Here is an 11,436-nt window from a genome sequence, read left to right as displayed (position 1 = left end):
CGCCTTCGCGCTTGGCATGGTGCTGTTCGTGATGACCTTGATCATCAACGTGGCCGCCCTGCGCATCGTGCGCAAATACCGTGAAATCTACGACTAGGACCCCGGGCATGACCGACGCGACAAACGACAAGTTCGACTGGGCAGCGCCTGCCTTTCAGGCCGGCCTGCGCAAACGCAAACGCAACGAATTGTGGTTGAAAACCCTCGGCCTTGGGGCGATCTCGATCGCGTTTGCGATGCTTTTGCTGCTGGTCGGCTCGCTGATATCGACGGGGTATCATGCCTTCACGCAGACCCATCTGGAAATCGCGGTGCATTTCGATCCGGAGTTGATTGACGCCGACGCCCCCGAGCGCGGCAATTATCGCCAGATCCTGAGTGACACGATGCACAAGGAATTCTCGGACGTGGCCGATGACCGCGATGAGTTGCGCAAGCTGACAAAAATCCTGTCCAACAGGGCGCAGTTCACGGTTCGCGACAGGGCTGTGGCGAACCCCGGGGTTATCGGCCAGACCGTGAAGATAAACGTGCCGGTGTCAGACCCCTATGACCAGCTCAACAAGGGGTTGATCAATCCCGAAACCCCCGAGGAAAACCGCCGCCTCAAGGACGACGAGATCGCCAATTTCAACAAGCTTGTCGATGCGGGATTCGTAACGAAGCCCCTGAACTGGGCGCTCCTGACCAATGCCGACTCGCGCTTTCCCGAGGTTGCCGGGCTGAAGGGGGCGATCATCGGGTCGGCCTATGCGCTGCTGGTGTGTTTCCTGCTGTCCTTTCCCGTGGGCATCGGGGCCGCGATCTATCTCGAGGAGTTCGCACCGAAGAACCGCATCTCGGACCTGATCGAGATCAACATCAACAACCTTGCCGCCGTACCGTCGGTTGTGTTCGGCCTTTTGGGTCTCGCCGTCTTCATCGGCTGGTTCGGGATGCCGCGTTCGGTACCCTTCGTCGGCGGGATGACGCTGGCATTGATGACGCTGCCGACGATCATCATTGCCACTCGCGCGGCCCTCAAGGCCGTGCCACCATCGATTCGCGAGGCGGCGCTGGGGGTTGGCGCGTCGAAGCAGCAAGTGGTTTTCGGCCATGTCCTGCCGCTGGCCATGCCCGGCATCCTGACGGGCACGATCATCGGCCTGGCGCAGGCGCTTGGCGAGACCGCACCGCTCCTGCTGATCGGGATGAACGCCTTCATCACCTCGGCGCCCTCGACGCCCTTCGACAGTGCCACCGCCCTGCCGACGCAGATCTTCATCTGGGCCGACAGTCCCGAACGCGGCTTCGTCAGCCGCACCTCGGCCGCAATCCTCGTGTTGCTGACCTTCCTGATCACGATGAACGCCATCGCCATTTACCTGCGCCACAAGTTCGAGCGGAAATGGTAAGAGAGGACCCGAAAATGTACGACATACCGAAAAGGGAAAGCTCCGTGGACCAGAAGGATATCAAGTTTCAGTGCAGGAACGTGCAGGTCTATTATGGCGACACCCAGGCCATCAAGGACGTGAACGTCGATATCGAGGACAAGAAGGTCACTGCCTTTATCGGGCCTTCGGGCTGTGGCAAGTCGACCTTCCTGCGCTGCCTGAACCGCATGAACGATACGATCGACATCTGCCGGGTCGAAGGTGACATCAACCTCGACGGCAAGAATATCTATGACCACGACGTGGACCCGGTCCAATTGCGCGCGAAAGTGGGCATGGTCTTTCAGAAGCCGAACCCTTTCCCCAAGTCGATCTATGACAATGTCGCCTATGGCCCCAAGATCCATGGCATGGCCCGGAACAAGGCCGAATTCGACGAGATCGTGGAAAAAAGCCTGCGTCGCGCAGCGCTCTGGGACGAGGTCAAGGACCGGCTCGACACCCCCGGCACTGGCCTTTCCGGTGGCCAGCAGCAGCGCCTGTGCATCGCGCGCGCCGTAGCCACTGCCCCCGAGGTGCTTTTGATGGACGAGCCGTGCTCCGCGCTTGACCCGATCGCCACGGCCCAGGTGGAAGAGTTGATCGACGAACTGAAACAACGCTACTCGGTGGTGATCGTCACCCACTCGATGCAGCAGGCCGCCCGTGTCAGTCAGAGAACCGCCTTCTTCCATCTCGGAGACCTGGTGGAATTCGACGACACAGACACGATTTTCACCAACCCGCATGATCCAAGGACCGAAAGCTATATCAGCGGTCGGATCGGGTAAGGATACGTATCATGACTTCGCAGCATATCGTATCATCCTTCGACCGCGACCTCGAAGCTCTCCAGGCAATGATCGTGAAGATGGGCAGCCAGGCGGAAAAGGCGATCAGCAACGCGATCACGGCCCTTGAAACCCGCGACATGGACCTGAGCCAGCAGATCCGGCGGGACGACAAGATCATCGACACGATGGATGAAGAGATCAAGTCGGAGACCGCCCGCGTCCTGGCCCTGCGCGCGCCGACGGCGGGCGACCTGCGCACCGTGCTTTCGGTGATGTCGATAAGCTCGCACCTGGAGCGTTGTGGCGACTACGCCAAGAACATCGCCAAGCGCAACACCGTACTGATCGACATGACACCGATCGACGGCACGGTGCCTGCATTGCGTCGCATGGCGCGCATGGTCGAGCAGATGCTGACCGACGCGCTGCAGGCCTATATCGAGCGCGACGCCGAAAAGGCCGAGGACGTGCGGACGCGCGATCTCGAGGTCGATCAGATGTACAACACGCTGTTCCGCTCGCTCCTGACGCATATGATGGAGGATCCGCGCAACATCACGGCCAGCATGCACCTGCACTTCATCGCCAAGAATATCGAGCGCATGGGCGACCACGCCACCTCGATCAGTGATCAGACGATTTATCTGGTCACCGGCGAAATGCCGGATGAGGATCGCCCGAAGGGGGACACGACGGCCTTGGGCGGGGCCGGTGAAAACGCCGGGTGAAGCCTGTCGGCGCGCCCGTATATGGAGCCGACAAGACACAAGTGACGGCACACCACAGTTGTGACGGCCCCGACCGTGTGGGGTACCCGGGCACTCAGGGCGGGGCGACCGCACTGGCTCTGGGCCATGCCTGGCGGTCGAACGAGACCGATTTGACAAGCGCGAAGGTCTGCGCCCCCTGGACAAGCCCCAGCTCCCGCACGGCGGCCCGCGTGATACGCGCGCGCAAGTTCTGACCACCCAGATCCAGCAGAAGCTCGGCATGCGCGGTGTCGGGCTCTTCGGAGATACTTAGCACGCGCGCATCCAGGATGTTGCGGATGCTCAACCCTTCGGGCCTTGTGCGCGCCAGCGAAACATCGCGCGCCCGCACGCGCAGGCGAACCTCGGCACCCGGTGTGAGGCCGATCTCCGGCACTTCGAGCGCGAAGCCGCCCAACTCGACCCGCGTCAGGTGAAGCGCCGTGTCCTGTGCCGCGACATGCCCCCTGAGCACCGAACCCGCCTCGAACCGGCCCTGCACGTCGGCCAGGTCGAGGCGTTCGAGCACCTCGGCCACGCCGCCGGTCGCCACGATCCGTCCAGCGGAAAGCGCCACGATACGGTCGCAAAGCTGGGTCACCTCTTCGAGCGCGTGGGTGACATAGATGATAGGAATGTCGAAGGCCGTGGCCAGCCGGGAAACATAGGGGAGGATCTCTGCCTTGCGGCGGGTATCGAGCGCGGCCAGCGGTTCGTCCATCAACAGGAGCCGGGGCCGTGCCAGCAGGGTACGCCCGATTGCGACGCGCTGGCGTTCCCCGCCCGAAAGCTGGGCGGCGCGGCGGTCGAACAGCGGCGCAAGGTCTAGTATGTCCACGACATCGTCGAAGCCATAGCGCGCCGGAACGTCCGCCGCGCGCTTGTGGGCGTAATCGAGATTGCCCCGCGCGCTCAGATGCGGAAACAGCCGCGCGTCCTGGAACACGTAGCCAACCCCGCGCAGATGCGGCGCCAGGCGTCTGCGCCCGCCTTGCCAGAGCTCTTCGCCAAAATGCACCCGGCCGCTTGCCCGCCGCTCGAACCCCGCGATCACGCGCAGCAGCGTGGACTTGCCACAGCCCGACGGGCCGAAAAGCGCCGTGATCCCGCTGCCGGGAAAGACTTCTGCCACCGAAAGCTCGAATTCGGGGTATTGCACGTGCACATCGACGGAAAGATCGGCCATGGTCTACCCCACGTGCACAGGAAATCGGCGGTTGAACATATAGACCGACAACAACGCGGTGAACGAGAACACCAGCAGGATCGCCGCCAGGCCATGCGCGGCGGCATAATCGATGGTTTCGACGTTCTCGTAGATCTGGATCGACACCACCTTGGTGCGGCCGGGGATGTTGCCTCCGACCATGAGGACCACGCCGAACTCACCGATCGTATGGGCGAATGTCAGCACCGTTGCCGTGAGATAGCCCCGCACCGCCATCGGCGTGGCTATCGTGAGAAAAGCGTCCATCGGCGTGGCGCGCAGACTTTCTGCCGCCTCGAGGGGCCCGCGCCCGACGGCCTCGAACGCACCTTGCAGCGGCTGGACCATGAATGGAAGCGAGTAGATGGCCGAGGCGATGATCAGGCCCAGGAACGAGAATGTCAGCGTGGTCCCCGTCACCGACAACCACAGCCCACCGATGGTGGAATTGGGACTGAGAAACACCAGCAGATAGAAGCCCAGCACTGTTGGAGGCAGCACCAGCGGCAAGGCTGTCACCGCCTCGACCACCGATCTCGCACGTGACCGCGTATGCGCGAGCCACCAGGCGATCGGCGTGCCGATGATGAGCAGGATCACGGTCGTTATCGCGGCCAGCCGGATGGTCAGGAACAGCGGTCCAAGATCGGGAAGCGTCATGTCAATTCCCGACTGCGTAACCGAAGCGCTCGATCACCGCGGCGGCCTCATCGGTGCGCAGGAACGCGAGAAATGCCTGCGCTGCGGCGTTGTCCGCGCCATGGTCGAGCAGCACGGCATCCTGACGGATCGGAGTGAACAGTTCCTGCGGCACCTCCCAGCTGCTGCCTTGGCTGGTGGCGCGCGGGCTGGTGACAGCCGACAGCGCCACGAAACCGATCTCGGCGGCGCCGGTCGCGACCATGGAATGGGTCTGGCCAACGTTCTGCCCCATCACGAGCTTGGGTTGCAGCGCCTCCCACAGGCCCAGTGACTGCAACGCCTCGCGCGCGGCCACGCCATAGGGCGCAAGATCGGGATTGGCCAGCGCCACGAAGCGCAAATCCGGATTTTCGAGCGCTGCAGCGCCATCCGCGCCAATCCGACCGGGATCGTCGCTCCAGAGCACCAGCCGACCGATGGCATAAGTGAACGATGTCCCGGCCACCGCCTTTCCATCCTCGATCAGTCTTGCGGGCGTGGCGGCATCGGCCGAGAGCATCACGTCGAAGGGTGCGCCCTCTCGGATCTGGGCAAGAAGCTTGCCGGTCGAGCCCGTGGTCAGCTGCAGATCATGGCCGGTCGCGTTGCGAAAGGGCTCGACCATCGCCTCGGCTGCTTCGGCAAAATTGGCGGCAGTGGCGACCAGTGCTCTCTCCGCGGATGCCTGTAGCGGTAGACCTGAAACGAAAAGGGCCGATATCGCCATGATCGTGAACCGGCGCGCGACGTGAATGTGCATCGGGGATTTCCTGCTGATATGGTTCATGAAACATATCGCAGGCGGATCATTGGACGGTCAATCGCTATTTGCCTTCGGGAGTATCCACCAGCATCGCGCGCATCGTGTCCAGGCGTGCGGCCCCTGCCTGCGCCGCATCGGCCTCGAAGGCGCGATAAAGTTCGAGAACTTTCTTGCCTGTTTCGGTCAAGGCGGCTCCACCCCCGCCGGGTCCACCGCGTGTGCTGTCCACGACGGGATCGCGGAACATGCTGTTCAATGTGCCGATCAGTTGCCAGGCGCGCTTGTAGCTCATGCGCATTTCACGCCCCGCCGCCGCGATGGAACCGCAACGGTCGATACGCTCCAACAACTCGGCTTTGCCAGGGCCGATCATTCCAGCCTCGCCAAAGACGACCCGGATGCGCAGGGCAGGGCGAATGGTATTCTCATCCATATCCCCACTATCATGGACGGCGCCGGCGGGATGCAAGCGCAATTCAATGCCGCATGGGCTGGTGGTATCGCGCTTTGCGCGGGCTTTCCTGTCGATCATCGGGCTTGCACGGAGGATGGCTGCGGTGACCGGGTTTCGGGGCCGCATCACCGCCAATCCCGGCAAGCCCGAGGGCACGATGCGCAAGCTGATGGGCGTGTCGACTGGCACGTATGGGTTGGCGAGGGGGATCGGATTGGAAGTGGGTATGCGCTCCACCTATGACCGGTTCGTGAGACAGGACTCCGAGACCCCGCGCGTAAAATGACTCCGTGGGCTCAGCCTATGAAGCCAAACCCCTTCGAGACTTAGGCCCGCCTCAACTGCGTGAAAGGATACAAGGTCTTGCCGAAATGATTACGCCCCTTCTTCTGTCCGGTGGTTCCGGCACCCGCCGCTCGCTCGTCTCCGTCGGCGTTCGGGGGTCGTCCCGTGGTCGGGACCGGGAAAGACCAATCCGGTGAAACACGCCTTGTCGGGGAAATGCCGGGCGCGGGCGCGATGACAAGAAAACCCGCAAAGACATGCGTGTGAAACCTTTGCAACAATGCCGGTTCGCACTTCCATCGCAATTTATTTCTGTTATTCGTGAAATATGGAAAAAGAAATTTCCTCACGTCTTGCGACACTCGGCCACCCCGAGCGGCTGGCGATCTTTCGCCTCTTGATGCGGCGCTACCCGGATCGTGTGCCCGCCGGTGAACTGGCGCAGGCGCGCGGGCTCAAGGCGTCCACGCTTTCGGCCTACCTTTCCGCATTGATGCAGGCCGGGTTGGTGACCCAGGAGCGAATGGGCACATCGCTTCGATACACCATCGCCATGACAGAGCTGCGCCGCACTCTCGACTATCTGCTCCTCGACTGCTGTCGGGGCCGCCCGGAGTTCTGCTCACCCCTTTCACTTTCATCGTCCACGGGAGCGACCGCCATGCCCGATCGCAAATACAACGTTCTTTTCATCTGCACAGGCAACTCGGCCCGTTCGATCTTTGCCGAATCGATCCTCCGCAAGCTGGCGGGCGACCGGTTCGAGGTCTACTCGGCCGGCACTAAACCCTATTCGGAGCTCAACCCCTTCGCGCTCGAGATCCTCGCGCAAAAGGGGCATGACATTTCTGGACTGCGGGCCAAGAACGTGTCCGAGTTCCAGCGTGACGACGCGCCCAAATTCGATTTCGTCTTCACGGTTTGCAACCAGGCGGCAAACGAGGATTGCCCGGCCTGGGCAGGACAACCCGTCAGTGCGCATTGGGGGATGCCCGACCCGGTCAAGGTGGATGGCACCGACGCCGAGAAAAGCCTCGCGTTTCATCAGACCTACGGTCTGCTTCACAACCGGATGGCGGTGTTCACCGCGCTGCCCCTCGACACGCTCGATCGGATGTCGCTTCAAAAGGCTGTTGACGATATCGGCACGTCCCAACAAGGAGATTTCGAATGACCGTCTATGCACTCAACGGCCTTGGACGGGTGGGAAAGCTTGCGCTCCGGCCCCTGCTGGAACGCGGGGCACGGATTGCATGGATCAACGATGCCGTGGGCGATCCGGAAATGCACGCGCATCTGCTGGAGTTCGACACGGTGCACGGGCGGTGGAATGCGGAGTTCTCGCATGATGCCGACAGCGTCACCATCGACGGGCAGCGGCTGCCCTTCATCGGCACGCGCGACCTGTCGGCCCTGCCGCTTGACGACGTTGACGTGGTGATCGACTGCACCGGGGTTCACAAGACCGAGGCCAGGCTCGCGCCCTATTTCGAGGCGGGCGTGAAAAAGGTGGTCGTTTCGGCCCCGGTCAAGGATGGCGACACCGCAAATGTCGTCCATGGCGTCAATAATGATGTCTACGATCCCACCCGTCACCGCATCGTAACGGCGGCAAGCTGTACCACCAATTGCCTCGCCCCGGTGGTCAAGGTGCTGCACGAGGCAATCGGCATTCGGCACGGTTCGATAACCACGATCCACGACGTGACCAACACCCAGACCATCGTCGACCGCCCCGCCAAGGACCTGCGCCGCGCCCGCTCTGCGCTCAACAGCCTGATCCCCACCACGACCGGCAGCGCCACGGCGATCACGCTGATCTATCCCGAACTCGAGGGGCGGCTGAACGGTCACGCGGTGCGCGTGCCGCTCCTGAACGCCTCGATCACCGATTGCGTCTTCGAGATGACCCGCGAGACTAGCGTTGAGGAGGTGAACGGCCTTCTCAAGGCTGCGGCCGAGGGGCCGCTCGCGGGAATCCTGGGCTATGAGGATCGCCCGCTCGTGAGTGCGGATTACACCAACGACACCCGCTCGGGCATCGTCGATGCGCCCTCCACGATGGTGGTGGGCGGTACCCAGGTGAAGCTCTATGTCTGGTATGACAACGAAATGGGCTATGCGCATCGCCTTGTTGACGTGGCGCTGATGGTGGGGGCCTCGCTTTGACCGCAGCGCGCGAAGGTCTCAGCGCCTATATCGCGGTCACGGCGGCCTATTGGGCGTTCATGCTGACCGACGGCGCGCTCAGGATGCTTGTGCTCCTGCACTTTCACATCCTCGGCTTCACCCCGGTGCAACTGGCCTATCTCTTCGTGCTCTATGAAATCGCGGGGATGGTCACGAACCTCTCCGCCGGCTGGGTCGCGGCGCGGTTCGGGCTGACGTCGACGCTCTATGCCGGCCTGGGCGTGCAGGTTCTGGCACTCATCGCGCTGGCGCAGCTCGATCCCGGTTGGACGATCGGCCTGTCGGTTGCCTATGTCATGGTGGTGCAGGGCGCGTCTGGCGTGGCCAAGGATCTTGCCAAGATGTCCTCGAAATCGGCGGTCAAGCTGCTCGCACCGGCCGAAGAAGGCGGGTTGTTTCGCTGGGTCGCGCTCCTCACCGGGTCGAAGAACGCGGTCAAGGGGCTGGGCTTCCTGCTCGGTGCCGGGTTGCTGGCCACCTTTGGCTTCACCGCGGCGGTGCTGGCGATGGCAGCGGTGCTTGCGCTGGTCCTCTTGGCGGTGCTTCTGGCGATGCCCGCGGGCCTGCCAAAGGGCCGCAAGGGCGCGAAATTCTCGGAAGTGTTCTCGAAATCGCCCAATGTGAACTGGCTTTCGGCGGCGCGGGTCTTTCTCTTCGGCGCGCGCGACGTATGGTTCGTGGTCGGCATTCCCGTCTATTTCTATGCCGTGCTGTCGGATGGCACCACCGAGGGCGACCGCGTGGCGTTCTTCCTCATCGGCAGCTTCATGGCGGTCTGGATCATCCTTTACGGCGCGGTGCAGGCCGCCGCGCCCCGCCTGCTGCGGGCGCGCAAGCGACCAGAGGCCGGCCTGATCGGCGCGGCGCGCGGCTGGGCCTGGGGGCTGGCCGCGATCCCCGCCGCGCTGACCCTGGCGGCGCTCGCGTCGTCCGAGCCGCAGCCCTGGCTCACCGTCACGCTGGTGGCCGGTCTGCTGGTCTTCGGCGCCGTCTTTGCCGTGAACTCCGCGCTTCATTCCTACCTGATCCTCGCCTTCACCAAGGCCGAGCGGGTGACCATGGATGTGGGCTTTTACTACATGGCCAATGCCGGTGGGCGCCTGATCGGCACGGTCCTGTCGGGCCTTGCGTATCAGGCGGGCGGGCTCGCCCTCATGTTGGGAACGGCGACGGTGATGGTTGCGCTCTCGGCCCTCGCCGCCGGCCGGCTGCACGCCGGGCACCCTGATGTCACCCCTGCGTGAGGCGCTTCGGACGTGACCTCCGGTGAATTCCGGTCTAGGGGGACGTTCACGCAGGGCAAGGACAGGGCAGGGGACGCATGCAGGCAGCTTTCGCGGGGTTCGCGCTGGGGTTTTCGCTGATCCTCGCGATCGGCGCACAGAATGCGTTCGTGCTGAGGCAGGGGCTCAGGCGCGAGCACGTGCTGGCCACGGTGCTGATCTGTGCCGTGTCCGATGCGGCGCTGATCGCGGCAGGCGTCGCCGGATTCGGCGCGCTCGCGCAGGCGGTGCCGGGGCTTGAGCTTGCGATGCGGATGTTCGGGGCGGCGTTCCTCATATGGTATGGCGCGCGCAACCTTTGGGCTGCCTGGCGCGGGGGCGCGGCGCTCGATTCGGGGGGCGAGGCGCGCCATTCCCTGCATGGCGTGGCGCTCACCGTGCTGGCGCTGACATGGCTCAACCCGCATGTCTATCTCGACACCGTGGTGCTTCTGGGGTCGATCTCGGCGCAGTATGACAACCGGCTCGCCTTTGCGCTGGGGGCGATGACGGCCAGTTTCGTGTTCTTCTTTGCGCTGGGCTATGGCGCGCGGGTGCTGGCGCCGCTGTTTGCGCGGCCCGCGTCGTGGCGGTTGCTCGACCTCGTGGTCGGGCTGACCATGTGGGCGATCGCGGCCAAACTGCTTCTGGGCGGCTGAGGGGCCGCGCTCAGGGATGTACTTCGCCGGGGCAATGCGACAGGAGCCAGATCTCGAACCAGTCGAACCCGGACTCGATCCCCTGGAGTCGCAGCCACGCATCCTGAAGCCGGTAGGCGTCCCATTCCATCGCCTGCACGCAAGGCCAGTCACGCGCACCGATCTGCGCGGCATGGACCAGCTCGTGGAGCAGCACCGAGCGGTCGAACGGGTCGGTCTCGTGCCAGGGTTCGACGAGATATATGAGGTTGGACCGCGCGTCATAGGCAGCACGCAGGTCGGGATCGACGATCAGGTCGTGGCCCTCGTAGGCGATCACCGTTCCGGCTCGGCAGAACGAGATCGCGGGCGGATCCGCACGCAGCACCGTCACGTCGTAACCGCCTTCGGCCCCGATCCAGTCGATCAGCGCCGCCACGAGCGCCGGGGCAGGGGGCGCACATTCCCCGATCACCTGTGCCCGGGCGTTGCCCTCGGGCACGAGCAGCATCAGCCACGCAAAAAACAGGATACGGATGACGGACAGCATGGCGTAGAATGACAAGCCATGCGATTTCGTCAACTCCGCATTGCAGAACCTGCCAGGGCGGCAAAAGTTAACAGGTTATCCCTTGCAGGCACATTCGCTTCATGTCCAGATGTGGCGCATGGAAGTTGCGCGCGCACCGCGACCCGTTGCCGGGGTCATGTGGATGGTTCTGACCGGGGTCCTCTTTGTCGGGGTCACGGCGATGGTCAAGGTGCTGGGCACGCGCATTCCGGCCCCCGAGGCGGCCTTTCTGCGCTATCTCCTGGGGCTGGTGTTCCTGATCCCGATGATCCGGCCGATGTTGCGGGCCGGGTTGACCAGACGACAGGTGAGACTTTTCGGATTTCGCGGGCTGGCCCATACCGTGGGCGTGGCGCTGTGGTTCTTCGCGATGGCGCGCATTCCGATCGCGGACGTGACCGCGATGAACTATCTCGCGCCGGTTTAT

At 63.4% G+C, this 11,436-nt stretch carries 14 protein-coding genes; 9 read left to right on the top strand and 5 right to left on the bottom strand.

Going from position 1 to position 11,436, the window contains the following annotated elements; all coding sequences use genetic code 11:
- Positions 1 to 107: 107 nt before the first annotated feature.
- Genes pstA through phoU form a run of 3 tightly spaced genes read left to right on the top strand, consistent with a single transcriptional unit; the run spans position 108 to position 2,937 of the window.
- Positions 108 to 1,394 (top strand): phosphate ABC transporter permease PstA, encoded by a 1,287-nt coding sequence (pstA, locus tag ACESL9_RS14880; protein WP_372614864.1) that lies wholly within the window; start codon positions 108 to 110, stop codon positions 1,392 to 1,394.
- Positions 1,395 to 1,408: 14 nt separating this feature from the next.
- A complete protein-coding gene (gene pstB, locus ACESL9_RS14875) occupies positions 1,409 to 2,206 on the top strand; it encodes a phosphate ABC transporter ATP-binding protein PstB (RefSeq protein ID WP_372614863.1) in 798 nt (265 codons plus the stop codon).
- An 11-nt stretch (positions 2,207 to 2,217) separates the two neighbouring features.
- Entirely contained in the window at positions 2,218 to 2,937 is a 720-nt protein-coding gene (gene phoU, locus ACESL9_RS14870) for a phosphate signaling complex protein PhoU (protein ID WP_372614862.1), read from the top strand.
- 94 nt (positions 2,938 to 3,031) lie between these two features.
- On the opposite strand, the gene modC is transcribed toward phoU, so the two are convergent.
- From modC to ACESL9_RS14850, 4 genes are all read right to left on the bottom strand, one after another.
- On the bottom strand, positions 3,032 to 4,144 hold the full coding sequence (gene modC, locus ACESL9_RS14865) for a molybdenum ABC transporter ATP-binding protein (RefSeq protein ID WP_372614861.1): 1,113 nt from the start codon (positions 4,142 to 4,144) through the stop codon (positions 3,032 to 3,034).
- 3 nt (positions 4,145 to 4,147) lie between these two features.
- Entirely contained in the window at positions 4,148 to 4,825 is a 678-nt protein-coding gene (modB, locus tag ACESL9_RS14860) for a molybdate ABC transporter permease subunit (protein ID WP_372614860.1), read from the bottom strand.
- Between the two features lies 1 nt (position 4,826).
- The gene (modA, locus tag ACESL9_RS14855; RefSeq protein WP_372614859.1) at positions 4,827 to 5,606 is read right to left on the bottom strand and encodes a molybdate ABC transporter substrate-binding protein; all 780 of its coding nucleotides are present in this window, start codon (positions 5,604 to 5,606) and stop codon (positions 4,827 to 4,829) included.
- Between the two features lie 64 nt (positions 5,607 to 5,670).
- A complete protein-coding gene (locus ACESL9_RS14850) occupies positions 5,671 to 6,042 on the bottom strand; it encodes a winged helix-turn-helix domain-containing protein (RefSeq protein WP_372614858.1) in 372 nt (123 codons plus the stop codon).
- Positions 6,043 to 6,088: 46 nt separating this feature from the next.
- Between ACESL9_RS14850 and ACESL9_RS14845 the strand changes: the two genes are divergently transcribed.
- The 5 genes from ACESL9_RS14845 (at position 6,089) to ACESL9_RS14825 (ending at position 10,459) form a co-directional block, all read left to right on the top strand.
- Positions 6,089 to 6,349 (top strand): hypothetical protein, encoded by a 261-nt coding sequence (locus ACESL9_RS14845; protein WP_372614857.1) that lies wholly within the window; start codon positions 6,089 to 6,091, stop codon positions 6,347 to 6,349.
- A gap of 327 nt (positions 6,350 to 6,676) precedes the next feature.
- Positions 6,677 to 7,522 (top strand): helix-turn-helix domain-containing protein, encoded by an 846-nt coding sequence (locus ACESL9_RS14840; RefSeq protein WP_372614856.1) that lies wholly within the window; start codon positions 6,677 to 6,679, stop codon positions 7,520 to 7,522.
- Entirely contained in the window at positions 7,519 to 8,517 is a 999-nt protein-coding gene (locus ACESL9_RS14835) for an ArsJ-associated glyceraldehyde-3-phosphate dehydrogenase (protein WP_372614854.1), read from the top strand. The genes ACESL9_RS14840 and ACESL9_RS14835 overlap by 4 nt, the downstream gene beginning before the upstream one ends.
- Positions 8,514 to 9,782, top strand: coding sequence for an organoarsenical effux MFS transporter ArsJ (gene arsJ, locus ACESL9_RS14830; RefSeq protein WP_372614852.1), 1,269 nt, complete (start codon positions 8,514 to 8,516; stop codon positions 9,780 to 9,782). The genes ACESL9_RS14835 and arsJ overlap by 4 nt, the downstream gene beginning before the upstream one ends.
- Positions 9,783 to 9,859: 77 nt before the next feature.
- Complete coding sequence (locus tag ACESL9_RS14825; RefSeq protein WP_372614850.1) at positions 9,860 to 10,459, top strand: LysE/ArgO family amino acid transporter; 600 nt, start codon at positions 9,860 to 9,862, stop codon at positions 10,457 to 10,459.
- 10 nt (positions 10,460 to 10,469) lie between these two features.
- Here the strand turns inward: ACESL9_RS14825 and ACESL9_RS14820 are convergent, their stop codons facing one another.
- Positions 10,470 to 11,003, bottom strand: coding sequence for a DUF6647 family protein (locus ACESL9_RS14820; protein ID WP_372675086.1), 534 nt, complete (start codon positions 11,001 to 11,003; stop codon positions 10,470 to 10,472).
- A 103-nt stretch (positions 11,004 to 11,106) separates the two neighbouring features.
- Between ACESL9_RS14820 and ACESL9_RS14815 the strand changes: the two genes are divergently transcribed.
- On the top strand, positions 11,107 to 11,436 hold a 330-nt coding region (locus ACESL9_RS14815), incomplete at its 3' end, for an EamA family transporter (RefSeq protein WP_372675085.1).

The sequence above is a fragment of the Aquicoccus sp. genome, from assembly GCF_041686535.1.
Lineage (GTDB): Bacteria > Pseudomonadota > Alphaproteobacteria > Rhodobacterales > Rhodobacteraceae > Aquicoccus.
This window is presented reverse-complemented; position numbering and strand designations above follow the sequence as displayed.

What these genes read in the sequence shown, in the direction of transcription:
- pstA (WP_372614864.1), top strand. Translation starts at nt 108, where the DNA reads ATGACCGACGCGACAAACGACAAGTTCGACTGGGCAGCGCCTGCCTTT.
- pstB (WP_372614863.1), top strand. Translation starts at nt 1,409, where the DNA reads ATGTACGACATACCGAAAAGGGAAAGCTCCGTGGACCAGAAGGATATC.
- phoU (WP_372614862.1), top strand. Translation starts at nt 2,218, where the DNA reads ATGACTTCGCAGCATATCGTATCATCCTTCGACCGCGACCTCGAAGCT.
- modC (WP_372614861.1), bottom strand. Translation starts at nt 4,144, where the DNA reads ATGGCCGATCTTTCCGTCGATGTGCACGTGCAATACCCCGAATTCGAG.
- modB (WP_372614860.1), bottom strand. Translation starts at nt 4,825, where the DNA reads ATGACGCTTCCCGATCTTGGACCGCTGTTCCTGACCATCCGGCTGGCC.
- modA (WP_372614859.1), bottom strand. Translation starts at nt 5,606, where the DNA reads ATGCACATTCACGTCGCGCGCCGGTTCACGATCATGGCGATATCGGCC.
- ACESL9_RS14850 (WP_372614858.1), bottom strand. Translation starts at nt 6,042, where the DNA reads ATGGATGAGAATACCATTCGCCCTGCCCTGCGCATCCGGGTCGTCTTT.
- ACESL9_RS14845 (WP_372614857.1), top strand. Translation starts at nt 6,089, where the DNA reads ATGCCGCATGGGCTGGTGGTATCGCGCTTTGCGCGGGCTTTCCTGTCG.
- ACESL9_RS14840 (WP_372614856.1), top strand. Translation starts at nt 6,677, where the DNA reads ATGGAAAAAGAAATTTCCTCACGTCTTGCGACACTCGGCCACCCCGAG.
- ACESL9_RS14835 (WP_372614854.1), top strand. Translation starts at nt 7,519, where the DNA reads ATGACCGTCTATGCACTCAACGGCCTTGGACGGGTGGGAAAGCTTGCG.
- ACESL9_RS14825 (WP_372614850.1), top strand. Translation starts at nt 9,860, where the DNA reads ATGCAGGCAGCTTTCGCGGGGTTCGCGCTGGGGTTTTCGCTGATCCTC.